Genomic DNA, 21,846 nt, shown 5'->3' on the forward strand with positions numbered 1-21,846 from the left:
ACAAAAACGTCACAACAAGTGGATCAATTTGTCAGAGAATGGCGTCCAACCGTGTCAGTTGCAACCAAACCATACATAGACCTGGACCTTGGCCCCCTGGAGCGACTGGCACGGCTCTTGCTCAGTAGAGCATGCAATCAACCCCTATGAGGAGAAGTTCATGAAGCGTTCCATCCAGCAAGGTTTTACCTTGATCGAACTGATGATCGTCGTGGCGATCATCGGCATTCTGGCAGCGGTTGCGCTGCCGGCTTATCAGGACTACACCAAGCGCGCACGCGTTTCGGAAGGTCTGGTGCAGGCAGGTGCCGCGAAGCAAAATGTTGCTGACATCGTCGCCAAGGGCGCTGTGGCTGAAGATGAAGAAGGCTATGGCTCCGGCTACGTGCCCCCGACACTGTCGGACAACGTGCTTGGCCCGCTCACCGTACCGGACCCCAAGACCTACAAGAACTCCGCTACCACGGTCGGTAGCGCTATTCAAATTAACCCCGCCACCGGCGACATCACCATCCCTTACAGCACGCGTATTGAAGCTGCAGGCAGCAATACTCTGTTTCTGGTGCCTTACACTGGCGCTTCCAATGGCACCAGCGAAGAACGCCTGCCTGACGGAACCAAGGCATTCACGCCGCCCACGGATGCCATCAAGTGGAGGTGCCGTGCTGCAGGTGCCACCTCTCCCTTCAAGATTACAATTTCTGGTGCGACCCTGCCCCAAAAGCTGGCTCCCGCAGAGTGCCGTTAATACTTAACGATCGTCCGATCTTTTAAAAGGGAGTGCCTGGCACTCCCTTTTTTTTTGGAATCACGGGGACCTGCTTCCACCTGCCCCCTCTCTTCAAGTCATCTCAGCCTTCACCATGCTATCCAGGCCCAGATTTAAGTCCGCGCTGCGTGCGGCTCTGCTGCATTTCCTGATAAGCCTGACCATTGCCAGCATCGCGGGATTCCTGGTTTTCTACCTGTGGTTCCCCTATCCCTTTAGAGAGCTGGCGGGCGGAAGCTCCCTATTCTGGCTGGTAGTTTCTGTTGATGTAGTGTGCGGCCCCTTGCTGACAGCCATCATCTACACGCCCAGCAAGCCACGACGCGAATTGCTTCTGGACCTGGGGTTGATTGCCTTGATCCAGTTGGGAGCCCTCATCTACGGCATACATGCTCTTTGGCAAGCGCGCCCCGTCTATCTGGCATTCGAGGTGGACCGCCTGCATGTAGTGACTTATGCAGATATACAAAAGGAACATCTCAAGCCAGACAAAAATCAACTGCATTTCCTGCCTTGGCGAGGCATTCAGCTCATCGGAACCAGAGAGCCTGTCAGCAATGACGAAATGATAAAAAGCCTTGATCTTTCCTTACAAGGCATTGATCCCGCATTCCGACCAGATTGGTGGACAAGTTACGAATCCATCATTCCGAAAGTCAGATCCAAGGCATACCCTTTGGACCTTCTGTTGAAGAAAAATCCGGCGAATGCAGACAAGATCGAAAAGGCCGTCATTGAAAGCAGGCAATCTTCCGAAAATCTGCTCTGGCTCCCTGTCACGAGCTACCGCGCCACGGACTGGGTGGCCTTGCTAGACAAAGCAAGCGCACAGCCGATTGCATTCGTGCATGTAGACGGATTCTGATCAGACCACGCCAGTGGCGGCTGGTTACGCCGCAACCCCCCCCGACTTCCCTCCGCGCTTTTCCAGCACCCTGACCCCCTCCATCACCATGCCCTTGTCCACCGCCTTGCACATGTCATAGACGGTGAGCAGGGCGACCTGCACGGCGGTCAGGGCCTCCATCTCAACCCCCGTAGGTCCTACCGTTTCCACGGTTGCCACGCAACGAACGGCAGATGCCTCGGCCAACAGCTCAAACTCCACAGCCACCCGCGTCAGTGCCAGTGGATGGCACAGAGGAATCAGTTCACTGGTCTTCTTGGCAGCCATGATGCCGGCGATGCGCGCGATGCCCAGCACGTCGCCCTTCTTGGCGGTGCCGCTCTGGATGATGGCCAGGGTGGCGGGCTGCATGGTGATGCGGCCTTCGGCGACCGCGATGCGGTGGGTGGCAGGCTTGGCGCCGACATCGACCATGTGGGCCTGGCCCTGGGCGTCGAAATGGGTGAGGGAAGACATGGCAACTCCAAAAAATACACGGGCCGGTCTACGGCAGTCCTGACACGCTGGTCAGTCCTGCCGTGAACGTTCGGCGAACCGAGGCATCATAGTGGGGTGTTTCACCGCCCCGTGCCTATGCACGGGCCCGGCCCCTTGGTTCTTACCTGCCCATGCGCCCATCACGCCTGAAGACACGTATCGCCGTCGGCCTGCAGTTGCTGGCGGCCTCTCTCGCCATCGCAACGCATACACCGGCACAGGCCCAATTGCGCCTGCCCACGCTGGGCGATGGCGCGGCCACGACGACCAGTGACGAGCGGCGCCTGGGTGACCGCATCATCCGCTCGCTGTACCGCGATCCGGACTACATCGACGATGCGGTACTGCAGGAGTATGTGGAAGGCATCTGGCAGCACCTGGTCGATGCGGCGCGCACGCGTGGCGAGCTGTCGGACGAGCTGGAAGAGCGCTTTGCCTGGGAGATCCTGCTGGGGCGGGACCGCTCGGTCAACGCCTTTGCGCTGCCCGGCGGCTATCTGGGAGTGCACCTGGGACTGATCGGCGTGGTCAGCACGCGCGACGAACTGGCTTCGGTGCTGGCGCATGAATTGAGCCACGTCACGCAGCGCCACATTGCGCGGCTCATTGCCCAGCAGGGCAAGCAGACGCCGCTGATGATCGGCTCGATGATCCTGGGCGCCCTGGCCGCCAGCCGCAGCCCGGATGCCGCCATGGCGATGATGATGGGCGGCCAGGCGCTGGCCGTGCAGAACCAGCTGAACTTCTCTCGCGACATGGAACGCGAGGCCGACCGCATGGGTTATGGCTTGATGGCGCCTGCGGGCTTTGCGCCTCAGGGCTTTGTCACCATGTTCGACAAGCTGCAGCAGGCCAATCGGCTCAATGACAACGGCAGCTGGCCCTATCTGCGCAGCCATCCGCTGACCACGGAGCGCATGGCCGACATGCATTCACGCCTGCCACGCGGCGTTGCGCCCGCGCCCGCCCCTTCCCTGGAACACGTGATGATGGCCGCACGGGCCCGCGTGCTGTCGCGCCCGGGCGTGGACGTGCTGCGCCAGTGGGCCGAGCTGCCGCGCTCCACCAGCTTTGGGAGCCAAACACCGACCCAGCAGGTGGCACAGTTGTATGCCGCCACGCTGAGCGCCGTGCAATTGCGCGATTGGGCCGAGGCGCGGGAAATGTCCGGGCGCCTTCAAGCGGCCACGGCCGCCGATCCCGGCGCCCTGCGGCAGGCCAGGCTGCTGCAGGCCGAACTGGAGCTGACGGCCGGCAAGCCCGGCGCCGCGTTGCAGGCATTGCCACCGCTCTACCTGCCTGCAGCCGCACCTGCCCAGGCCAGTCCCACGGAATCCGTCCCCGCCAAGACAACGGAAAGCGGCCCCAGTCTGGCCACCGTCAATGTGGTCGAAAGCCGTGCGGTGCGCCGGCCCGAGCTGCTGATGCGCACACAGATCCTGCTGCGCGAGCAGGGCGCCGCCAGCATGGCAGGCCCGCTGCAGACCTGGGTGACGGACCACCCGCGCGATGCCAGCGCCTGGCAACTGCTGGCCCAGGTTCAGCGCTCTCAGGGCCAGGAGCTGCGCGCGCTGCGCGCCGAGGCCGAGGCCCAGGTCGCGCACTACGACTATGCGGCCGCGGTGGATCGCTTCAAGGCAGCGCAGGAACTGGCCCGCAAGGGCGGGCCCAAGGTGGATTTCATTGAAGCCTCCATCGTGGACACGCGGCTGCGTGCCGTGGAGGAGCTGCTAAGGGAACAGGCGCGCGAGAAGTGACTCGATGGCCAGGCCCAGCAGCGAGTAGATGAGCGCGCCCAACATGGCTGCCCAAAAGCCCGCGACATGAAAGCCGTTGAGCAGGCCCGAGGCTGCCCAGAACATCAGTCCGTTGACCACGAAGAGAAACAGCCCGACCGTCACGATGGTCACGGGCAGCGTCAGCACCACGAGGATGGGCCGCAGCACCGCGTTGAGCAGGCCGATGACCAGCGCCGCGATCATGGCCGAGCTGAAGCTGTTGACCTGCACGCCACCATAGAGATAGGCCACGACCAGCAGGGCACCGGCGCTGAGCAGCCATTTGATCAGGATTTTCATGCGGGCAGCATAGCAGCAGCCGGCAGATCCGGGTTGAGGCGGCGCACTGGGAACCGTGGACCGGAGAACTCTATGAAAAACGGCATCCCGTTTTCCGGGATGCCGTCCTGACAGTGATCGTCTGACCAGAGCAGCCAGGCAGATGCCAGCCTTTAGATCATCGCTTCCTCGAACACCAGGCCCATCAGCGCGCCGATGGCCGCCAGCGTTCCCGGAAGATTCCAGCGCCGGCCCAGCGGGGCTGCAGGCGCCACGGCTGGGGCCGTGGCTTCCTGCTTGGGGCGGCGCGCATCGACGATCTGGGCCGCGCCATGCTCCTGCTGGAGCTGGGCCACCAGTTCGGCCAGCGGCCCCTTGGCCAGCACCGGCGTGATTCGGCCTGCACTGTCACCGAACACCGGCAGCAACTGGGCAAACAGCTTGTCGGCCCACTTGCCGCGCCAGCTTTCGCGTGCGCTGTGGCTCACCCATTTGCTGACACGGTGGGTTATGCGCGGTGCGCAGGCCACCAGCAACCAGTGCGAGGACTGGGCCTGCGGCGAGGCGGCCAGGGCCTGGACCAGAGGCAGGGCGTAGGAAGCGTCATCCACGTAGACGATGATGGGGTTCAAAGCAAGTCCTTGTCGAACTGGGTTTGCGGGGTGGGACAGGCGGGCGGTCAAAGCCGCCCTTGCACTGGATTGTCGCGAATCGGCGCGGGAGGCCAGACAGGCCAACCCGGCGCCAACCTCAACTTTTCAGGAAATCAAGCTCCGTGGGCATCCGCCTTGGGAGCAGGACGGCGCGAAGCGATGTACTTGCCCAGTGCCAGCACCAGCAGGGCTCCGAACACGCTGGCACCGTACTTGAGCATGTCGGTCTGGGGCAGCTTGACCATCCAGTCCCACTTCTCCGTATTGGCGAAGACGGGGTCGGTGACCAGCATGCCGCCGGCAATCCAGCCCAGCAGCATGCCGCCGGCCACGATGATGATGGGGAAGCGCTCCATCAGCTTGATCACGAGCTGCGAGCCCCAGACGATGATGGGGATGGAGATCAACAGACCCAGCACGACCAGCAGCAGCTGGTGTTCGCCCGAGCTCTGTGCGGCGCCGGCGATGGCGATCACGTTGTCCACGCTCATCACCAGGTCGGCGACGATGATGGTCTTGATGGCCGCCAGCAGCTTGTCGCTGCCCTGGATGTTGTCATGGCCATCTTCATCAGGCGCAATCAGCTTGATACCGATCCACACCAGCAGCAGTGCGCCGACAAACTTCAGGAAGGGCAGCGCCAGCAGCGTCATCGCGAAGGCGATCAGGATGACGCGCAGGATGATGGCGCCAGCCGTGCCCCAGATGATGCCCTTCTTGCGCTGCGCGGGCGGCAGCTTGCGGCAGGCCAGCGCGATCACGACCGCGTTGTCCCCGCCCAGCAGGATGTCGATGATGATGATTTGGCCCAGGGCCACCCAGAACGGGGCGTGAGTCAGAAAGTCCAAGTCCATAAGGTCCTCGCTGTTGAGTACGGCCGGCGGGAACTCCTCCCTCCTGGAGAAACACCCACCAGCACAGAAAGACCGATGCGACGACACAGCGCCTACCCGGGCAAGGACATGCCTGGCTCAGGGGAGAACACCTTGATCGACCGTCATCAGGTCCATCAAAGGTCTTGCTCGGCTGCGGTATGCACCGCAGCCCGGAAGGCCGGAAGCTTGCGCTTCGTATTGACGACCATTCCGATGCCGGCGCGGTGGCTTTGCAACCACCCCTGCCGGCAGAGAGCTACTCCCCTTCGAACCTGCGGATTGCAACACAAAGCCGCTGCGGCACGCAAGTAAAAAAACCCTTCAATTCCACGGAAAGCACAAGCAACACATCCCGCACTCCTTTTATACATCTGCCCCCAACGCTTCACTATTCATAGCAACCCTGAAGCTGATGGAGTGTTGCAGCAGTGCCCGGCCGAGGACTGGCATGCGCCTTATCATCGCTGTCCCTTCCCCTTGCCCGTCCATGACCGCACTGCACATCACCGATATCGAAGCCGCCATCAACTACTGGCGAGAGCGCCACCCGTCCCCGGATGGTGTGCTGCTGCAGCCCGAAGTACGGGCCCTGGCCGAGGTGTACGCGCTGATGATCTTCTGGCATGAGACCGAAGTGCAGGTTGAGGGCTTTCCCTCGCACGCCATGGCAGCCTGGCTGGCCTGGTACGACACGACCCCCGATACGCCCTGCATCGCCATCTGCTCCACCAGCCAGGGCGACGAGAAATGCAAGGGTTGTGGCCGCAGCTTCGACGAAGTGCAGATGTGGACCGCCATGGAGCCACCACAGAAGCGTGCCGTATGGCGCAGGATCACGACAGAAGGCGACTCCTGGCGCTTTACCCGCTATGCAGAGCGTGCGGCCGAGCGCGCGGACATATCGCGCAAACCCGGCTGATTGCCGTATATCGCACCGAACCAGTGCGATGTTGCAGGCGGCCTAACATCAGTCCCCATGCTGCAGACCGCCGCTTCCAGCCACCGCCGCCCCCGCCCCTGCATGCGCCTCACGGCAAGTGATGCGGGGAGCACGCGCGTGCCGGCCGGCAAGGCCTGGCCTGCCACGGCCGCTCGCCTGCGCGAGCGCGATGCAGCGCGGCTGAACATCGGCCCCAGACAGGCCGCACGGTCTTGATGCGCTGCCCTGCGCGGAACCGGGCAGCGTCGCTTCACTGAATCCGCTCTTCTTGCGCCGCCTTCACCTTGAAACTGAAGGCGGTTGGGTTTTCACGCGTCTGCCGGGCCACAAGGCCTGCCGACAAAGCGAGCTTTGCCGTGACCTGTCTAGCCTTTGCCCCAGCCGGGCCCTCGTTTTCCACCCTCTGGCGCCATCTGCGTGATGCCGTGGCGCATCGCGCCTCGGCCCGCTTGCGGCCGCACCACGTCACCGAACTGCGCATCGACGTGATGCAGCCGCTGGTGGAGGGCGAGCTCGAAGCCATTCATGAGCGCCTGTACCAGCCCGGCAACAAGCTGCACGGCCTGGAGCGACGTCCGCTTCACGATCCGCAGTTCCAGCTGCACTGGCGGGAGGCCGACGGCGAATGGTTTGCCTACGTGGAGGATATGGAGCGGCGCTGCCTGGCCGGCTACACGGTGTTCAATCGCCTGGTCGAAGTGGACAAGCGCACCGACCGCCGCGTGCGCTCGCCCCATTCGCGCTTTGCGCCGGACTACCAGCGGCGCGGCATCGCCAGCGCCGTCTACCGCAGCGTGCTCGATACGGGCACCTGCCTCGTCAGCGGCGCACGCCAGTCGCCGGGTGCCCACGGCCTGTGGAACCATCTGGCGCGCAGCTATGACGGCCGCTATGTGGGCATCACGGAGAGCAAGTCGCTGATCCATCTGGGCTGCAATGTGCCCGACGATGTCATGGACCGGCTGTCCACTCGCCGCATGCTGCTGGGCGCGGGCTGGACGGTGAAGTCCTTCGCCCAGGCCGTCCGGATGCAGTTGCCTGACTGAGACAGTGGCTTGCTTGGGCCAGTGCCCGGCTACTTCCAGCGCAGCGGCTCGATGAAGACCGTGCCCAGATTGCTGCTGAGCGTCAATGCGCCTTCCTGGATGGTGGCCTGCAGTTGCATGCTGCGCTCGGCCAGCTCCGCCAGCGACTGGGAGGTTTCGGAGGGAATCCGCCAGACCTGCAGCTTGTTCAGTCGTGCCAGCTTGCCTTCCAGGCCTTTCCACCAGACTTCCGCCGCATGGTGGAAGGCGTAGAGCACTACGGCATCGGACTTGTTGCATGCCTTGGCGATGGGCTTTTCCTCGGGCTGGCCGACCTCGATCCACAGGCGCTTGGCTCCCGTGAAGTCGGTCAGCGAGACATCGGGATCCTCGGGATCGGACAGGCCCGCGCCAAAGGCCAGCGTGCCGTCGCCGTTGCACATGTCGCTGAGCTGGTGGGCATTGAGGGCCAGGGCCACAAGGCGCACCATCATGCGCTCGTCCGTTTCGCTGGGATGGCGAGCCAGGGTCAGCGCATGGTCGGCGTAGTAGCCGTGGTCGATGTCGGCGATGGACAGGTTCGCCTTGAAGATGGTGGATTTGAGGGCCATGAGACAGGTAGTTCGGCAGGTGAGGGTCAGCCCGTCACATGCGACGAAGGGATTTTGGTAGCACCCGAAGCGGGCCGGGCAGGCTTGAAGGTCAGTGCCTGCTTTTCCAGCAAATGCCAGGACAGCACGGCCAGCAGGCCCGTGCCGGCCACGGTGCAGGCCAGAGCTGCGCCATAGCCGAGCCGGTCCGCGAAATGCCAGACCACCAGCTGCTGCACGGGAAAGGCGTAAATGTACAGGCCGTAAGAGAAATCGCCGAAATGCCCTGCATGCTTGAGAAGGGGCGTGGATGCCGATCCTGCCACCACGGAAAAAACTGCAAGCGCCAGCAAGGGTGCCTGGCCCGCAATGATCGCCGGGCCTTTGAAGTAGAGGACGGCAAGCAGCAGCAGCATTGCAGTCATCGCCAACAGGCGGCGCTCTATCCACAGATGGCGCCAGCAGGCCAGCGTCGCGCCCAGCGCGAACACCATGCCGTATTGCAGTCCGAACGACCAGGCAGGCATGGCAGCACCCGGCGCTGGGCTGTAGTGCCACTGCATGCCCAAAAGCAGCGCAAGAAATGCCAGGGGAGCAACCCAGGGCCAGCGCATCACACCCAGGGCTCCGGCTGCAGCAAGGAAGGCATAGCAGCCCACTTCCAGCGGGATGGTCCACAAGGGGCCATTGACCGATGAAGCCAGCACGTTGCCATCAAATACGCCCGGCAGCGCAAACTGTGTGTCCAGCCACAGGTTGCGCAGATAGTCCCACGTCAATGGATGCGCGAGATAGGCCTTCAAGGGCAAGGTGGTGACCAAGGGCCCGAGCACGAAAGCGCAGAGCAGGACGGCTGCGATGAGGCCGGGCCAGATACGCAGTGCCCGGCGCGCCGCAAAGCGCCCCAGATGCGGGTCAGCCAGCCAGGACAAGGTGACGAGATAGCCACTGATGGCAAAGAAGATGACCACGCCCAGCGCCCCGGGCTCGTTGTGCAGGAGCTGGGGAACCGGCAAGCCCATGACCGCGAACTGATGGCTCCAGATGACCAGCAGTGCGGCCAGCAGTCTCAGCGCGTCGAAATTGTTGGATCGCGCCGAAGTGTCGGCACCATGGGCCTGCATCAACTCAGACGCGGCGCGCCAGCTCGGCCGCCTTGCCCACATAGGAGGCAGGCGTCATGGCCAGCAGGCGGTCCTTGTCGGCCTGGGGGATTTCCAGGCCGTTGATCAGGCGGTGCAGGTCTTCGGCCTGCACGGTCTTGCCGCGCGTGACTTCCTTGAGCTTTTCGTAGGCGCCCTGCACGCCGTAGCGGCGCATGACGGTCTGGATGGGCTCGGCCAGGACTTCCCAGGCGTTATCCAGGTCTTCCTGCAGGCGCTCTTCGTTGAGTTCGAGCTTGTTCAGGCCGGTCATCAGCGAGCTGTAGGCCAGCGTGGCATAGCCCATGGCCACGCCGATGTTGCGCAGCACGGTCGAATCGGTCAGGTCACGCTGCCAGCGCGAGATGGGCAGCTTTTCGGCCAGGTGCTTGAGCAGGGCGTTGGCCAGGCCCAGGTTGCCTTCGGCATTCTCGAAGTCGATGGGATTGACCTTGTGCGGCATGGTCGAGGAGCCGATCTCGCCGGCCTTCAGGCGCTGCTTGAAGTAGCCCAGGGACACATAGCCCCAGACATCGCGCGAGAAGTCGATGAGGATGGTGTTGGCGCGCGCGATGGCGTCGAACAGCTCGGCCATGTAGTCATGCGGCTCGATCTGGATCGAGTAGGGCTGGAAGCTCAGGCCCAGACCCTGGGGCTCGGGCGACTCGATCACGTTCTTGCTGAAGGCTTCCCAGTCGAACTCGGGCCAGGCGGAAAGGTGGGCGTTGTAGTTGCCGACGGCGCCGTTCATCTTGGCCAGGAGCTTGACCTCGGCGATGCGGGCAGAGGCCTTTTCCAGGCGCACCAGCACGTTGGCGATTTCCTTGCCCACGGTGGTGGGGCTGGCGGTCTGGCCGTGCGTGCGGCTGAGCATGGGCACGGCGGCATAGGCATGGGCCATCTCGCGCAGCTTGGCCGTGATGCCGGAGATTGCGGGCAGCAGCACGCTGTCGCGGCCGGCGCGCAGTTGCAGCGCGTGGCTGGTGTTGTTGATGTCTTCGCTGGTGCATGCAAAGTGCACGAATTCGGCGGCCTTGAGCAGCTCGGGACGGCCGTCGAACTTGCCCTTGATCCAGTACTCCACGGCCTTGACGTCGTGGTTGGTGGTCTTTTCGATGTCCTTGATGGCCACGGCATCGGCCTCGGAGAAGTTCTTCACCAGGTCCTGCAGATAGACGCGCGCGCCTTCGGACAGGGGCTTGAACTCGGCAAAGCCGGCATCCGACAGGGCGATGAACCAGGTGACCTCCACCTGCACGCGGCGGTGCATGTATCCCATCTCGCTCATGATCGGGCGCAGAGGAGACAGTTTGGCGGCGTAGCGGCCGTCGAGCGGGGACAGGGCGGAGATGTGCGGCAGATTCATGGGCCGTGATTGTAGGTGCGCGCGGCAAAAACGGGGGCCGAGGGGGAGATCGCCGGGCAGCGCATAGAATCTGCTGCCCGCCCATGGGCCGCCTCTTCGCCACGGAAAATTGCCATGAAACTGATAGGTTCCTCCACCAGCGCCTACGTACGCAAGGTACGCGTCGTACTGGCAGAGAAAAGGCTCGACTATCAGTTCGTCGAGGAAAACCCCTGGAGCCGCGAGCTGTCGCCCGGCACCGGCAACCCGCTGGGCAAGGTGCCGCGCCTGGTCATGGACGGCAGCGATGCCATGTTCGACTCGCGCGTGATCGTCGAATATCTGGACACACTTTCCCCGGTAGGCAAGCTGATCCCCGGCACGGGGCGCGAGCGCGCCGAGATCAAGACCTGGGAAGCACTGGCCGATGGCCTGCTGGATGCCGGGGCGCTGGCCCGCCTCGAAGCCACCTGGGATGGCCGCAGCGAAGAACAGCGCTGCCAGGCCTGGATAGACCGCCAGCTTGCCAAGGTGCGGGCTGCACTGAACGTGATGTCCCAGGGGCTGGGCGACAAGCCGTATTGCTGCGGCATCCACTTCACCCTGGCCGACGTGTGCGTGGGCTGCGCCCTGGGCTGGCTGGACTTTCGCTTTCCCGAGCTGGACTGGCGCGCCGACCACCCCAATCTGGCCGCACTGCAGGCCAAGCTGGCCGAGCGTGCCAGTTTTGCAGCCACGCGCCCTCCCCAGCCCTGACGCCGCACCAGCCCGGGAATGCAAAAAGGCCACCCGATGGGTGGCCTTTTTGCTGGCATAAAAAAGTTGCGAAGCATCCCGAAACGAATAAAGAGAGGGAGGGAGGAGAAGCGCTTCGGGCGGAACAGTTCAGGACTGTGGCCCCAGAGGCTTCGCAACGTGAAATTCGGTCTGGATACTCTCTCTCAACAAGCTGTTCAATAGATGAGCTACTTTTGCAGAAGTTCCAGGGGTCGTGGGCAGGAAAAATGTAACATTTTGAGGATGCCCGCGATCCTGCTGTAGGCCAATTTCCACGGATGCTGAAGTGAAGGCGTTCGCAGCCGCAAGCCGCCTTCTTTGCTTCACATCGTCAAGCCGCAACGGCGTTGGCGAAAACCGCATCCCACAAGGCCTTGACGGGCGCACTCAGCGGCTCGGCCTGCCCTGGCACCAGCTGTGCCGAGCGCTCATCCAGCCGTGCCACGTGCTGCAGGCGGCGCAGCTCGCGGTAGGCCCGGGCCGCCTGCTGGCCTACGCCGGCCGGGATCAATCCTGCCTGTTCGGCGCGCTGCAGCAACGCGATATTGCCGAGGTTGGCCATCAGTTCCGGGTGCGAGGCCGATTGCGAGAGCACGAGGTACTGGACCGCGAATTCCACATCGACCATGCCGCCCGGGCTGTGCTTGACATCGAACAGGCCGCCGCGCACCGGATGGGCGCCGCGCACGCGTTCGCGCATGGCGACGATTTCGTCGCGCAGCGCCGAGGGGTCGCGAGGCGCGGTGATCACAGCCTCGCGCACGGCATCGAAGCGGGCCTGCAGATCGTCGCTGCCCAGCACGAAGCGCGCCCGCGTCATGGCCTGGTGCTCCCAGGTCCACGCCGTGTTGCTGCCGCGCTGCTGCTGGTAGTTGGCATAGGAGGCGAAGCTGGTCACCAGCAGGCCCGAGTTGCCGTTGGGGCGCAGCGCGGTGTCGATCTCGAACAGGTCGCCCTCGCCCGTCTTGACGGCCAGCCAGTTGATGAGCTTGCGCACAAAGGCGGCATAGATCTCGGAGGCGTGTTCGTCTTCGTCATCGAAGACGAAGACGATGTCCAGGTCGCTGCCGTAGCCCAGCTCCTTTCCGCCCAGCTTGCCGTAGCCGATGATGGCGAACTGCGGCGACTCGCGGTGGCGGTTCTTGAGCCGGCTCCAGCACCAGCTGGCCGTCACCCGCAGCACGCAGTCGGCCAGTGCGCTGAGATCGTCCGCCACCTGCTCGACCGTGATGCGGCCTTCGATATCGCGCGCCAGCGTGCGAAAGACCTCGGCATGGTGGGCGCGGCGCAGCAGGTTCAGCAGGGTTTCGTCATCGTCCTCGCCCGTGGCCTGCAGCGCGGCCAGGCGCAGGGCCAGCTCATGCTCGAAGTCCATGGGCGAGAAACGCTCGCCCAGCATGGCTTCGTTGGCCAGCTCGTCGATCACGCCCGGGTGCTGCTGCAGGTAGCGCGCGGGCCAGCGTGCCGCGCCCAGCAGGTCCAGCAGCCGCTCGTGCACGGCGGGGCGCTCCAGCAGCAGGGCCAGATAGCTTTCACGGCGCAGCAGCGGCTCCAGCCAGTTCAGAAAGCGCAGCGCGGCGTCTTCGGGCACGCTGCGCTCGGCCACCCATTGCGCCGTGCGCTGCACGAGTCGAAACAGCCGGCCGCGCGCCTCGTCGCGCAGGTTGGCGATGCGGGCATTGCCGCGCCAGTCGGCCACATGGGCGGCCAGGGCTGGCGGCAACTGCTCCATGAGGCCGTCTATCTCGCGCGGCGTGCCCTGGGCGGGGCTGCGCGCGCCGTTGCAACGGCCCGAGCCGCACTGGGGCTGGGCCGAGCCGCCCAGCAGGGTGTCGAATTCCTCGGCCACCTTTTCACGATGGGCATCGAGCTGGTGCAAAAAGGCGCAGGCATCGGCAAAGCCCATGGTGCGCGCAATCCATTCCAGGTCATCGTCGCGGGTGGGCAGCACATGGGTCTGCTGGTCGTCCAGGTACTGGATACGGTGCTCGACACGGCGCAAAAAGGTGTAGGCCGAGCCCAGGGCGTCGGCCACTTCCTGGCTCATGAGGCCGGCGCGCGCCAGGCGGCCCAGCGCCTCCAGCGTGGGGCGGCAGCGCAGTTCGGGGAACTGGCCGCCACGCACCACCTGCAGCAGCTGCACGGTGAATTCGATCTCGCGGATGCCGCCGCGCGAGAGCTTGACGTCATTGGAGCGGCCCGGATGGCCCGCGCTGCGCCGCGCCGCATGCTCGCGGATCTGGCGGTGCAGCGAGCGCAGCGCATCAAAGACCGCGTAGTCCAGGTAGCGGCGAAAGACAAAGGGCAGGACCACGGCACGCAGCGCCTGCACCTGCTGGGAGCGCACGCAGTCCATAGGCGCCACGACGCGGCTCTTGAGCCAGGCAAAGCGCTCCCACTCGCGTCCATGGGTCTGCAGATACTCCTCCAGCGAGGCCAGCGAGACGGCCGAAGGCCCCGAGTTCCCGTTGGGACGCAGCGCCAGGTCCACGCGGAAGACAAAGCCGTGCTCGGTGGTGTCGCCGATCAGGCCGTAGATGCCCTTGACCACGCGCGCGAAGTACTCGTGGTTGGAGATCACCCCGCGCCCATCGGGCAGGCCGGCGGTGTCGCCGTCCTGCTCGTAGACGTAGATCAGGTCGATGTCGCTGGAGACGTTGAGCTCGCGTGCGCCCAGCTTGCCCATGCCGATGATCCACAGCTGCACGGGCCGGCCGTCGGAGCCTTGAGGCGCGCCATGGCGCGCGTCGAGCTCGGCGCGCGCCTGGATGCAGGCGCGCTCCAGCGCCAGCTCGGCCAGCTCGGTCACGGCGCGCGTGACCACGGCCAGCGGCGCCTGCTGCTCGCAGTCGAGCACCATGGTGCGCTCCATGACCAGCTGGCGCAGCACACGCAGCGCAGCCGACAGGTCCAGGCCACGCTCCAGCAGTGCCGCCAGGGCCTGCTCCATGGACGCGCGCTCGGGCGGACCCGGCGGCAAAAGGCTCAGCTCGTCGCCATAGCGACGGTGCAGCCGTTGGTGAAAACGGGAATAGGCGGCCTGTGCGGGGACATTCAAGGCCGTACCTGCCATTGCGTGAACTGAGGATTGCATACGGAACGCGAAAGAAGCGGCCACTCACGCGCAGAGGGATTGCAGCAACCCTTGGTTACCGCCCAGGCCCTGAGGGCGCCGGTCATAATTCCCGTCATAGCTGATGCCGCCGATGATCGAACCGAAACCGCACCCCACACGCCTGACCCGTTGGATGGCCGGCCTTGCGCGGTGGTCACTGGGGCTGGTCCTGGCCTTCTGGCTGGTCCTCGCCTCCGTGTGGGGGGTGCTCCATGGCTGGATTGTGCCGCGAATCGGCGAATGGCGTCCTCAGCTGGAATCCCTGGCCTCACGCACGCTGGGCCTACCGGTTCGCATAGGCAGCATCACGGCCCGCAGCGAGGGATTGGTCCCCCGCTTCGAGCTGGGCGACGTGGTGGTGCAAGACCCCGAACATTCGGCAGACGCCCTGCGCCTGCCCAGCGTGGTGGTCGCCGTTTCGGCACGCTCGCTGATGCGCCTGGGCGTGGAACAGATCTACATAGACCGTCCTGAACTCGTGGTGCGCCGCGCGGCCGATGGCCGAGTCTTCGTGGCCGGCATCGAGATCAGCCCTTCGGCCGGCGGGGACAATGCCGCCGCCGACTGGCTGTTTTCGCAGACCGAACTGGCGCTGCGCGGCGGCAGCCTGCTGTGGTTGGACGAACTGCGCCAGGCTCCGCCGCTGGCCTTGCGCGATGTGGACCTGGTGCTGCGCAACAAGGGCTGGGGCCACGGACTGCGCCTGGATGCCACGCCGCCCGAAGGCTGGGGCGAGCGCTTCATGCTGACCGGCCTGTTCCGCGAGCCGCTGCTGTCCACGCACGAGGGCAACTGGCGCCGCTGGAGCGGCCAGGCCCATGCGATGTTCACGCAGATCGACCTGTCCCAGCTCGGCCAGTACATAGACACCTCTGGCTTGCGCCTGCAGCAGGGCCGGGGCGCGCTGCGCGCCTGGATAGACCTGCGCCAGGGCCAGCCCGTGGGTGCCATGGCCGATGTGGCGGTGAATGCCCTGCAACTGCAGTGGCGCGAAAACCTGGAGCCACTGCAACTGCAGGCGCTGACGGGCCGGCTGAGCGTGCAGCACCAGGACGGCTGGCGCTTCGCCGCGCAGAACCTGGAGTTCTCCACGGGTGACGGCCTGCACTGGCCTGCCGGCAATCTGCGCGCGCGCTACAGTCCTGCGGGCGCCAGCACGCAGGGGGTGCTGGGCGAGCAGGGCGAGTTCCAGGCCGATGGCATTGACCTGGCCATCCTCGCCCAGCTGGGCCAGCGCCTGCCGCTGCCAGAGCAGGTGCAGCGCCATCTGGCCGACATGGCCCCGGCCGGCCAGCTGCGCCAGTTCCAGGGAAGCTGGCGCGGCCCGCTGCAGGCTGTGCAGCAGTACAAGGCCAGCGGCGAGCTGCAGCAGCTGTCGATCGACGGCGTGGCATCGTCCGAAGGCCCCACGAAGCCGGGCATGCCCGGCATCAAGGGCCTGAACGCGCGCTTCTCGCTAGACCAGGACGGCGGACAGGCCCAACTGGAGATGGAGGGCACGGGGCAGCAGCCGGCTGCGCTGTCCTTTCCTGGCGTCTTCGAGGAACCCGAGATCCCGCTGCACCGCCTGCAGGCCAGCCTGCGCTGGCAGTTGCGCGGACAGGCCATCAGCGTGCAGGTGCCCAACCTGCGCTTTGCCAACGATGACACCGAGGGCGAGGCCCGTGCGCAGTGGCACACCGGCGACGGCAGCGACAAGCACCCGCGCTTTCCGGGCGTGCTGGACCTGCAGGGCCAGTTGCGCAACGCAGACGGCACGCGCGTGCACCGCTATCTGCCGCTGGAAATCCCCGCCGATGCGCGCCACTACGTGCGAGAGGCCATCCACGCCGGGCGCGCAAGCACGGTGAACTTCAAGGTGCGCGGCCACCTGGACCACGTGCCGGCCGAAAAGCCCAGCCAGGGCGAGTTCCATATCGCTGCCAAGCTGCATGACGTGCACTATGAATATGTGCCGCCCCATCTGCTCACGCATGGCGAGGCGCCCTGGCCGGCCCTGGTCGATCTGTCGGGTGAGCTGGTCTTCGATCGCTCGTCGATGGCCGTGCGCAATGCACGCGGCGAGTTCGCGGGCTACCCGCAGCTGCAGATGCGGGACATTCAGGCCAGCATTCCCAACCTGGGCCACACCGAGGTGGCCGTGACCGCCAAGGGCCAGGGCCCGCTGGCCGACATGCTGGGCGTGGTCAAGACCTCGGCCCTGTCGGCGCTGACCGGGCACGTGCTGGACGGCAGCGAGGCCACGGGCGCCGCGCAACTGGCCCTGCAGCTGCAATTGCCCATCGACCATCTGGACCGCAGCAAGGTGTCTGGACAGGTCACGCTGGCGGGCAACTCACTGCAGCTCGATGACGAGACACCGCACCTGAGCCAGCTGCGTGGCGCCGTCAAATTCTCCGACACCGGCTTCTCGCTGGTGGGCTTGCAGGCGCGGGCCCTGGGCGGTGAACTGCGTGCCGATGGCGGCATGCAGGCGCTGGCGCGCAATGCGCCAGCCACCGAATCGTCCGTCAAGGTGCGGGTGCAGGGCACGGCCACGGCACAGGGGCTGCGCGATGCCAGGGAACTGGGCTGGGTGGCCGACCTGGCCCGCCATGCCGAGGGCCAGTCGCCCTATTCCCTGCTGCTGAAGGTGCGCCGTGGCACGCCCGAAATCCAGGTCCAGTCCAGCCTGCAGGGCATGCGCATCAACCTGCCGACTCCGCTGGGCAAGGCCGCCGAGTCCATCCAGCCGTTGGCCGTGAGCCACCAGCTCGCGCCCGCCAGCTTCGCCGCGCCCGATGCCCCGCTGCGCGACCAGATCAGCGTGCAACTGGGCGACACGGGCTCGGTCTTCTATGAGCGCGACATCAGTGGCAAGCACAGCCGCGTGCTGCACGGCAGCATCCTCATCGGCCAGGAAGCGGGCACCGCCCCCACTTCGGGCCAGGGCGTGCAGGCCCATGTGCAGTTGCCGCTCTTCAATATCGACGACTGGCTGGCGCTGGCGCCGCAGTCCAACGGCACCAGGCCAGAGCCCGCCGACGCCGCCACGGACCCTGCGCGCGAATACCTTCCCGATCGGCTGAGCCTGCGCGTCAAGCAACTGCAGGCCAAGGGGCGGCAGCTGCACGATGTGGTGGCGGGCATTTCGCGCGATGGCGGCTCGTGGCACAGCAACCTCACCTCCCAGGAGCTGGATGGCTATGTGGGCTTTCGCGAAGGCACGGACGCCCAGCCCGAAGGGCAGCTGGTCGCCCGGCTGTCCCGCCTGACGGTGCCGGAGGCCAAGTCCGAACGCGTGGACGCCCTGTTCAACGAAGGGCCGCGCCAGCTGCCGGCGCTGCAGATCGTGGTGGACGACATGCACCTGTCGGGCCACGCGCTGGGCCGCCTGGAGGTCGAGGCCCGCAACCGCCCCGTGCCCGGCAACGCGGCGGCGCGCGAATGGCAGCTGTCGCGCTTCAACATTTCCACGCCCGAGGCCACGCTGACGGCCAACGGCCAGTGGCGCCTGCCCCAGGGGCAGTCCGAGCATCCGGGGCGCAGCCAGCTGCAGTTCCAGCTGGACCTGCGCGACGTGGGCAAGCTGCTCACGCGCTTTGACATGCCCGGCGTGGTGGGCAATGGCAAGGGGAGCCTGCAGGGCTCGGCGGGATGGACGGGCTCGCCCATCACGCCCGATTTCCGCAGCCTCTCGGGCTCCATGCACCTGGATGTGCAGACCGGCCAGTTCCTCAAGGCCGAACCGGGCCTGGCCAAGCTGCTGAGCGTGCTCAGCCTGCAGGCGCTGCCACGCCGGCTGACGCTGGATTTCCGCGATGTCTTCAGCAACGGCTTTGCCTTCGACTTCATGCGCGGTGATGTGCAGATCACCGATGGCGTGGCGCGCACCAACAACATGCAGATGAAGGGCGTCAACGCCGCCGTGCTGATGGAAGGCACGGCAGACCTGGTCCAGGAGACGCAGAATCTGCACGTGGTGGTGGTGCCAGAGATCAACGCGATGACCGCCTCCCTGGTGGCCACGGCCATCAACCCCGTGATCGGCCTGGGCAGCTTTCTGGCGCAGGTGCTGCTGCGGGGCCCGCTGATTGCGGCAGCCACCAAGGAATTCCGCATCGACGGCAGCTGGGATGATCCCCAGGTCACTGCCTTGCCGCGCCGCCGGGCCGCAACGCCCTCTGACACACCGTCGCGCACGCCCTCCACCGCCACCGAGTCAGCCCCTTCAGGAGAGAACCCATGAAAATCGCAGCCCTGCAAATGGTGTCGGAACCCGATGTGCGCGCCAACCTCGACCAGGCCATGGCCCTGCTGCGTCAGGCGCGCGAGCAGGGCGCCGAACTCGCGGCCCTGCCCGAATACTTCTGTGCCATGGGCCTGCGCGATACCGACAAGCTGGCCTACCGCGAGAGTTTCGGCCAAGGCCCCATCCAGGACTTCCTGGGCCGCGCCGCGCGCGAGCTGCAGCTGTGGATCGTCGGCGGCACCCTGCCCCTGGTGGCCGATGACGATGCCCACGTGCTCAACAGCTCGCTGGTGTTCTCGCCCCAGGGCGAATGCGTGGCGCGCTACGACAAGATCCACCTGTTCCACTACGACAACGGCCGCGAGCGCTACACGGAGGCCGCCGTGGTCCAGGCCGGCCACACGCCCGTGACCTGCGACATCACCTCGCGCGAGGGCGAGTCCTGGCGCCTGGGCCTGAGCGTGTGCTACGACCTGCGCTTTCCCGAGCTGTACCGCCGACTGGCCGAGCAGGGTGCCGACCTGCTGCTGGTGCCCGCCGCCTTCACCCACATCACGGGCCTGGCCCACTGGGAGGTGCTGCTGCGCGCCCGCGCCATCGAAAACCAGGCCTACCTGCTGGCGCCCGCCCAGGGCGGCCACCATGAGAACGGCCGCCGCACCTGGGGCCACAGCCTGCTGGCCGACCCCTGGGGCATGGTGCTGGCGCAGCAGGCCGAGGGTGCCGGCGTGGTGCTGGGCGAGATCAAGCGCGAGCGCCTGGCGCATGTGCGCCGCCAGTTGCCGGCCCTGGAGCACCGCGTCCTGTGAATCCGCTGCACCTGTCCACGCCCGTCCCTGCCGAAGGCCGCTGGCCCTGGCGCCGCTGGCGCACTGCCTGGCGGCGCTGGTCGCTGTGGAGCCTGCTGGTCGCTTTGGTGGCCAGCATGCTCATCACCATGGTCTGGCTGGCCGGACGCTATGAGGCCTCCCAGGTCCAGGACAAGCTGGAGCGCGACACCGCCAATGCCGTGGCAGACATACGCGCCGCCCTCAACCGCAACCTGCAGGACCTGCAGGCGCTGAACGCGCCCGACAACGACCCTGCCGAGTGGAAGACCCGCGCCGCCGAGCTGCTGCAGGTGCGCCGCGAGCTGATGCGCATCGAATGGCGCGATGCGGGCCTGCAGATCCGCTCCCATGCCGAGACGCCCTACCGCAACGTGCAGTGGGAAGACCAGCTGCGCACGCAAAACACCCATCCGGAGGCCGTGCTGACCTGCACCCACGCGCGCCGCCTCAACGGCCCGGCCTACTCGCCCAGCTACTTCCAGCTGCTGGCCGAAGGCCTGGGCACGGAGATGATGGAGGTCTGCCTGCCATTGACGCAAAGCGGCCACATCATCGGCTTTGTCATCGGTACCTACAGCCTGCAAAGCCTGCTGATCACCCAGGTCAGCAAGAACCTGCCGCGCACCCAGGAAGTGTCCTTCACCGAGCCGGACGGCACGCGCCTGGCCCTGCTGGGCGCCTCCTGGCGCGGCACGCGCATGTTCACGGCGCAGCAGCTGCTGGACCTGCCGGGCAGCACCCTGGTGCTGCGCATGGACAGCTGGCACCGCGCGCCCAGCGTATTCCCCAACGTGCTCACGGCCCTGGTGACGCTGATGTCCATCGCCCTGGTGTCCGTGGTCGCCGTGCTGGTGCGCGACAACCGCCGACGCCTGCGCGCCGAGCGCGATCTGGGCGATGCGCTGGCCTTTCGCAAGGCCATGGAGGACTCGCTGGTCACGGGCCTGCGCGCGCGCGATCTGCAGGGCCGCATCAGCTATGTGAACCCGGCCTTCTGCAGCATGGTGGGCTTCACGGCCGAGGAACTGCTGGGACTGAGCATTGCGCCCTACTGGCCGCCCGAGCGCGCCGAGATCTACGCGCGCCGGCGCGACAGCCGCCTGTCCGGCAACGCCCCGCCGCCGCGCGAGGGCCATGAAAGCATCTTCATGCGCAAGGACGGAACGCGCTTTCCGGTGTTGATCTTCGAGGCGCCGCTGATCAATGCCCAGGGCCAGCACACCGGCTGGATGAGTGCCTTCATCGACATCAGCGAGCAAAAGCGCATGGAAGAGATCTCACGCGCCTCGCAGGAGCGCCTGCAGGCCACGGCCCGCCTGGCCACGGTGGGCGAGATGGCCTCGCTGCTGAGCCATGAACTCACCCAGCCGCTGGTGGCCATCTCCAGCTACGCCACGGGATCGCTGAACATGCTGGGGAGCGACGATGGCACGGGCACGGGCACGGGCACGGACACGGGCACAGGTGCAGGTGCGGGCAGCGCCATCTCGGACCATGAAGCCCGGCTGCGCCAGCAACTGCAGGACCTGCGCATGGCCATGGAGCGCATCAGCTTCCAGGCCGACCGCGCAGGCCGCGTGATCAAGAGCGTGCGCGATTTCGTGCGGCGGCGCGACCAGTCCCGCGAAGTCATAGGCGCCGCCGAACTCATAGACGCCGTGCTGCCGCTGATCAGCCTGCAGGCACGCAACCTGGGCGTGCGCGTGACCACCGACATCGAGCCCGGCCTCCCGCCCGTGCTGTGCGATCCGACCATGATCGAGCAGGTGCTGCTCAACCTGGCGCGCAACGGCATGCAGGCCATGGATTCGCCCGAGACCATGGAGCGCGAGCTGCAGCTGCGCGTGCGCCGTGCGGCCGCCAGCACGCGCCGCAGCTGGGTGGAGTTCGCCGTCATCGACTGCGGCACCGGCATTCCCCAGCATGTGGCGGAGCAACTGTTCACGCCCTTTTTCACCACGCGCAACGAGGGCATGGGCCTGGGCCTGAGCCTGTGCCGTACCGTGGTCGAGCAGCATGGCGGCCACCTGCAGCACAGCCCCCACAGCCCGCGCGGGACAGTCTTCGCCTTCACGCTGCCGGCGCACAGCCCTGCGCAGGTGCAGGCATAGAT

Annotated in this window: 18 protein-coding genes; 10 read left to right on the forward strand and 8 right to left on the reverse strand. The window is 65.9% G+C overall.

Annotated elements, in window-relative coordinates:
• The first annotated feature begins 160 nt into the window (after positions 1 to 160).
• Positions 161 to 748 (forward strand): pilin, encoded by a 588-nt coding sequence (locus AAN986_RS26855; RefSeq protein ID WP_047218926.1) that lies wholly within the window; start codon positions 161 to 163, stop codon positions 746 to 748.
• A 115-nt stretch (positions 749 to 863) separates the two neighbouring features.
• Positions 864 to 1,634 carry a TfpX/TfpZ family type IV pilin accessory protein gene (gene tfpZ, locus AAN986_RS26860; protein WP_047218925.1) on the forward strand — a complete coding sequence of 257 codons (771 nt, stop codon included), beginning with the start codon at positions 864 to 866 and terminating at the stop codon, positions 1,632 to 1,634.
• A gap of 24 nt (positions 1,635 to 1,658) precedes the next feature.
• Here the strand turns inward: tfpZ and moaC are convergent, their stop codons facing one another.
• Positions 1,659 to 2,132 carry a cyclic pyranopterin monophosphate synthase MoaC gene (gene moaC, locus AAN986_RS26865; protein ID WP_047218924.1) on the reverse strand — a complete coding sequence of 158 codons (474 nt, stop codon included), beginning with the start codon at positions 2,130 to 2,132 and terminating at the stop codon, positions 1,659 to 1,661.
• 152 nt (positions 2,133 to 2,284) lie between these two features.
• On the opposite strand from moaC, the gene AAN986_RS26870 reads away from it, so the two are divergent.
• Positions 2,285 to 3,910, forward strand: a complete 1,626-nt coding sequence (locus AAN986_RS26870) for a M48 family metalloprotease (RefSeq protein WP_047218923.1) — start codon at positions 2,285 to 2,287, stop codon at positions 3,908 to 3,910.
• Here the strand turns inward: AAN986_RS26870 and AAN986_RS26875 are convergent.
• From AAN986_RS26875 to AAN986_RS26885, 3 genes are all read right to left on the reverse strand, one after another.
• On the reverse strand, positions 3,884 to 4,231 hold the full coding sequence (locus AAN986_RS26875; protein WP_047218922.1) for a phage holin family protein: 348 nt from the start codon (positions 4,229 to 4,231) through the stop codon (positions 3,884 to 3,886). The two genes, AAN986_RS26870 and AAN986_RS26875, sit on opposite strands and share 27 nt — an antisense overlap.
• Positions 4,232 to 4,383: 152 nt before the next feature.
• Positions 4,384 to 4,842: a hypothetical protein gene (locus AAN986_RS26880; RefSeq protein ID WP_047218921.1), complete on the reverse strand. Its 459-nt coding sequence runs from the start codon at positions 4,840 to 4,842 to the stop codon at positions 4,384 to 4,386.
• A gap of 134 nt (positions 4,843 to 4,976) precedes the next feature.
• Entirely contained in the window at positions 4,977 to 5,717 is a 741-nt protein-coding gene (locus AAN986_RS26885) for a TerC family protein (protein ID WP_016449385.1), read from the reverse strand.
• A gap of 508 nt (positions 5,718 to 6,225) precedes the next feature.
• Here AAN986_RS26885 and AAN986_RS26890 point away from each other — a divergent pair.
• From AAN986_RS26890 to AAN986_RS26900, 3 genes are all read left to right on the forward strand, one after another.
• Positions 6,226 to 6,657, forward strand: coding sequence for a DUF3717 domain-containing protein (locus AAN986_RS26890; RefSeq protein ID WP_017404072.1), 432 nt, complete (start codon positions 6,226 to 6,228; stop codon positions 6,655 to 6,657).
• A gap of 57 nt (positions 6,658 to 6,714) precedes the next feature.
• On the forward strand, positions 6,715 to 6,894 hold the full coding sequence (locus AAN986_RS26895) for a hypothetical protein (protein ID WP_016449383.1): 180 nt from the start codon (positions 6,715 to 6,717) through the stop codon (positions 6,892 to 6,894).
• 140 nt (positions 6,895 to 7,034) lie between these two features.
• A complete protein-coding gene (locus tag AAN986_RS26900) occupies positions 7,035 to 7,724 on the forward strand; it encodes a hypothetical protein (protein ID WP_047218920.1) in 690 nt (229 codons plus the stop codon).
• A gap of 29 nt (positions 7,725 to 7,753) precedes the next feature.
• Here the strand turns inward: AAN986_RS26900 and AAN986_RS26905 are convergent, their stop codons facing one another.
• Genes AAN986_RS26905 through purB form a run of 3 tightly spaced genes read right to left on the reverse strand, consistent with a single transcriptional unit; the run spans position 7,754 to position 10,801 of the window.
• Positions 7,754 to 8,314, reverse strand: coding sequence for a YaeQ family protein (locus AAN986_RS26905; RefSeq protein ID WP_017404069.1), 561 nt, complete (start codon positions 8,312 to 8,314; stop codon positions 7,754 to 7,756).
• Positions 8,315 to 8,340: 26 nt separating this feature from the next.
• Positions 8,341 to 9,417 carry an acyltransferase gene (locus AAN986_RS26910; RefSeq protein ID WP_047218932.1) on the reverse strand — a complete coding sequence of 359 codons (1,077 nt, stop codon included), beginning with the start codon at positions 9,415 to 9,417 and terminating at the stop codon, positions 8,341 to 8,343.
• A gap of 4 nt (positions 9,418 to 9,421) precedes the next feature.
• Complete coding sequence (gene purB, locus AAN986_RS26915) at positions 9,422 to 10,801, reverse strand: adenylosuccinate lyase (protein ID WP_016449379.1); 1,380 nt, start codon at positions 10,799 to 10,801, stop codon at positions 9,422 to 9,424.
• A 114-nt stretch (positions 10,802 to 10,915) separates the two neighbouring features.
• Between purB and AAN986_RS26920 the strand changes: the two genes are divergently transcribed.
• The gene (locus tag AAN986_RS26920; protein WP_016449378.1) at positions 10,916 to 11,536 is read left to right on the forward strand and encodes a glutathione S-transferase C-terminal domain-containing protein; all 621 of its coding nucleotides are present in this window, start codon (positions 10,916 to 10,918) and stop codon (positions 11,534 to 11,536) included.
• A 352-nt stretch (positions 11,537 to 11,888) separates the two neighbouring features.
• Here AAN986_RS26920 and glnE read toward each other — a convergent pair whose 3' ends face one another.
• Entirely contained in the window at positions 11,889 to 14,630 is a 2,742-nt protein-coding gene (gene glnE / locus AAN986_RS26925) for a bifunctional [glutamate--ammonia ligase]-adenylyl-L-tyrosine phosphorylase/[glutamate--ammonia-ligase] adenylyltransferase (protein ID WP_047218919.1), read from the reverse strand.
• Between the two features lie 133 nt (positions 14,631 to 14,763).
• Between glnE and AAN986_RS26930 the strand changes: the two genes are divergently transcribed.
• Genes AAN986_RS26930 through AAN986_RS26940 form a run of 3 tightly spaced genes read left to right on the forward strand, consistent with a single transcriptional unit; the run spans position 14,764 to position 21,844 of the window.
• A complete protein-coding gene (locus AAN986_RS26930) occupies positions 14,764 to 18,900 on the forward strand; it encodes a YhdP family protein (protein ID WP_047218918.1) in 4,137 nt (1,378 codons plus the stop codon).
• Positions 18,897 to 19,712, forward strand: a complete 816-nt coding sequence (locus AAN986_RS26935) for a carbon-nitrogen hydrolase family protein (RefSeq protein WP_016454246.1) — start codon at positions 18,897 to 18,899, stop codon at positions 19,710 to 19,712. Before AAN986_RS26930 ends, AAN986_RS26935 begins: the two co-directional genes overlap by 4 nt.
• Entirely contained in the window at positions 19,709 to 21,844 is a 2,136-nt protein-coding gene (locus AAN986_RS26940) for a PAS domain S-box protein (RefSeq protein WP_047218917.1), read from the forward strand. Before AAN986_RS26935 ends, AAN986_RS26940 begins: the two co-directional genes overlap by 4 nt.
• Positions 21,845 to 21,846: the final 2 nt, after the last annotated feature.

The organism is Delftia sp. DS1230 (assembly GCF_040112715.1).
Lineage (GTDB): Bacteria > Pseudomonadota > Gammaproteobacteria > Burkholderiales > Burkholderiaceae_C > Comamonas > Comamonas tsuruhatensis.

Bases quoted from the DNA above. Each gene is read 5' to 3' on its own strand.
- AAN986_RS26930 (WP_047218918.1), top strand. From the start codon at position 14,764: ATGATCGAACCGAAACCGCACCCCACACGCCTGACCCGTTGGATGGCC.
- AAN986_RS26920 (WP_016449378.1), top strand. From the start codon at position 10,916: ATGAAACTGATAGGTTCCTCCACCAGCGCCTACGTACGCAAGGTACGC.
- AAN986_RS26855 (WP_047218926.1), top strand. From the start codon at position 161: ATGAAGCGTTCCATCCAGCAAGGTTTTACCTTGATCGAACTGATGATC.
- AAN986_RS26885 (WP_016449385.1), bottom strand. From the start codon at position 5,717: ATGGACTTGGACTTTCTGACTCACGCCCCGTTCTGGGTGGCCCTGGGC.
- AAN986_RS26890 (WP_017404072.1), top strand. From the start codon at position 6,226: ATGACCGCACTGCACATCACCGATATCGAAGCCGCCATCAACTACTGG.
- AAN986_RS26875 (WP_047218922.1), bottom strand. From the start codon at position 4,231: ATGAAAATCCTGATCAAATGGCTGCTCAGCGCCGGTGCCCTGCTGGTC.
- AAN986_RS26910 (WP_047218932.1), bottom strand. From the start codon at position 9,417: ATGCAGGCCCATGGTGCCGACACTTCGGCGCGATCCAACAATTTCGAC.
- purB (WP_016449379.1), bottom strand. From the start codon at position 10,801: ATGAATCTGCCGCACATCTCCGCCCTGTCCCCGCTCGACGGCCGCTAC.
- moaC (WP_047218924.1), bottom strand. From the start codon at position 2,132: ATGTCTTCCCTCACCCATTTCGACGCCCAGGGCCAGGCCCACATGGTC.
- AAN986_RS26870 (WP_047218923.1), top strand. From the start codon at position 2,285: ATGCGCCCATCACGCCTGAAGACACGTATCGCCGTCGGCCTGCAGTTG.
- tfpZ (WP_047218925.1), top strand. From the start codon at position 864: ATGCTATCCAGGCCCAGATTTAAGTCCGCGCTGCGTGCGGCTCTGCTG.
- AAN986_RS26905 (WP_017404069.1), bottom strand. From the start codon at position 8,314: ATGGCCCTCAAATCCACCATCTTCAAGGCGAACCTGTCCATCGCCGAC.
- AAN986_RS26935 (WP_016454246.1), top strand. From the start codon at position 18,897: ATGAAAATCGCAGCCCTGCAAATGGTGTCGGAACCCGATGTGCGCGCC.
- AAN986_RS26895 (WP_016449383.1), top strand. From the start codon at position 6,715: ATGCTGCAGACCGCCGCTTCCAGCCACCGCCGCCCCCGCCCCTGCATG.
- glnE (WP_047218919.1), bottom strand. From the start codon at position 14,630: ATGGCAGGTACGGCCTTGAATGTCCCCGCACAGGCCGCCTATTCCCGT.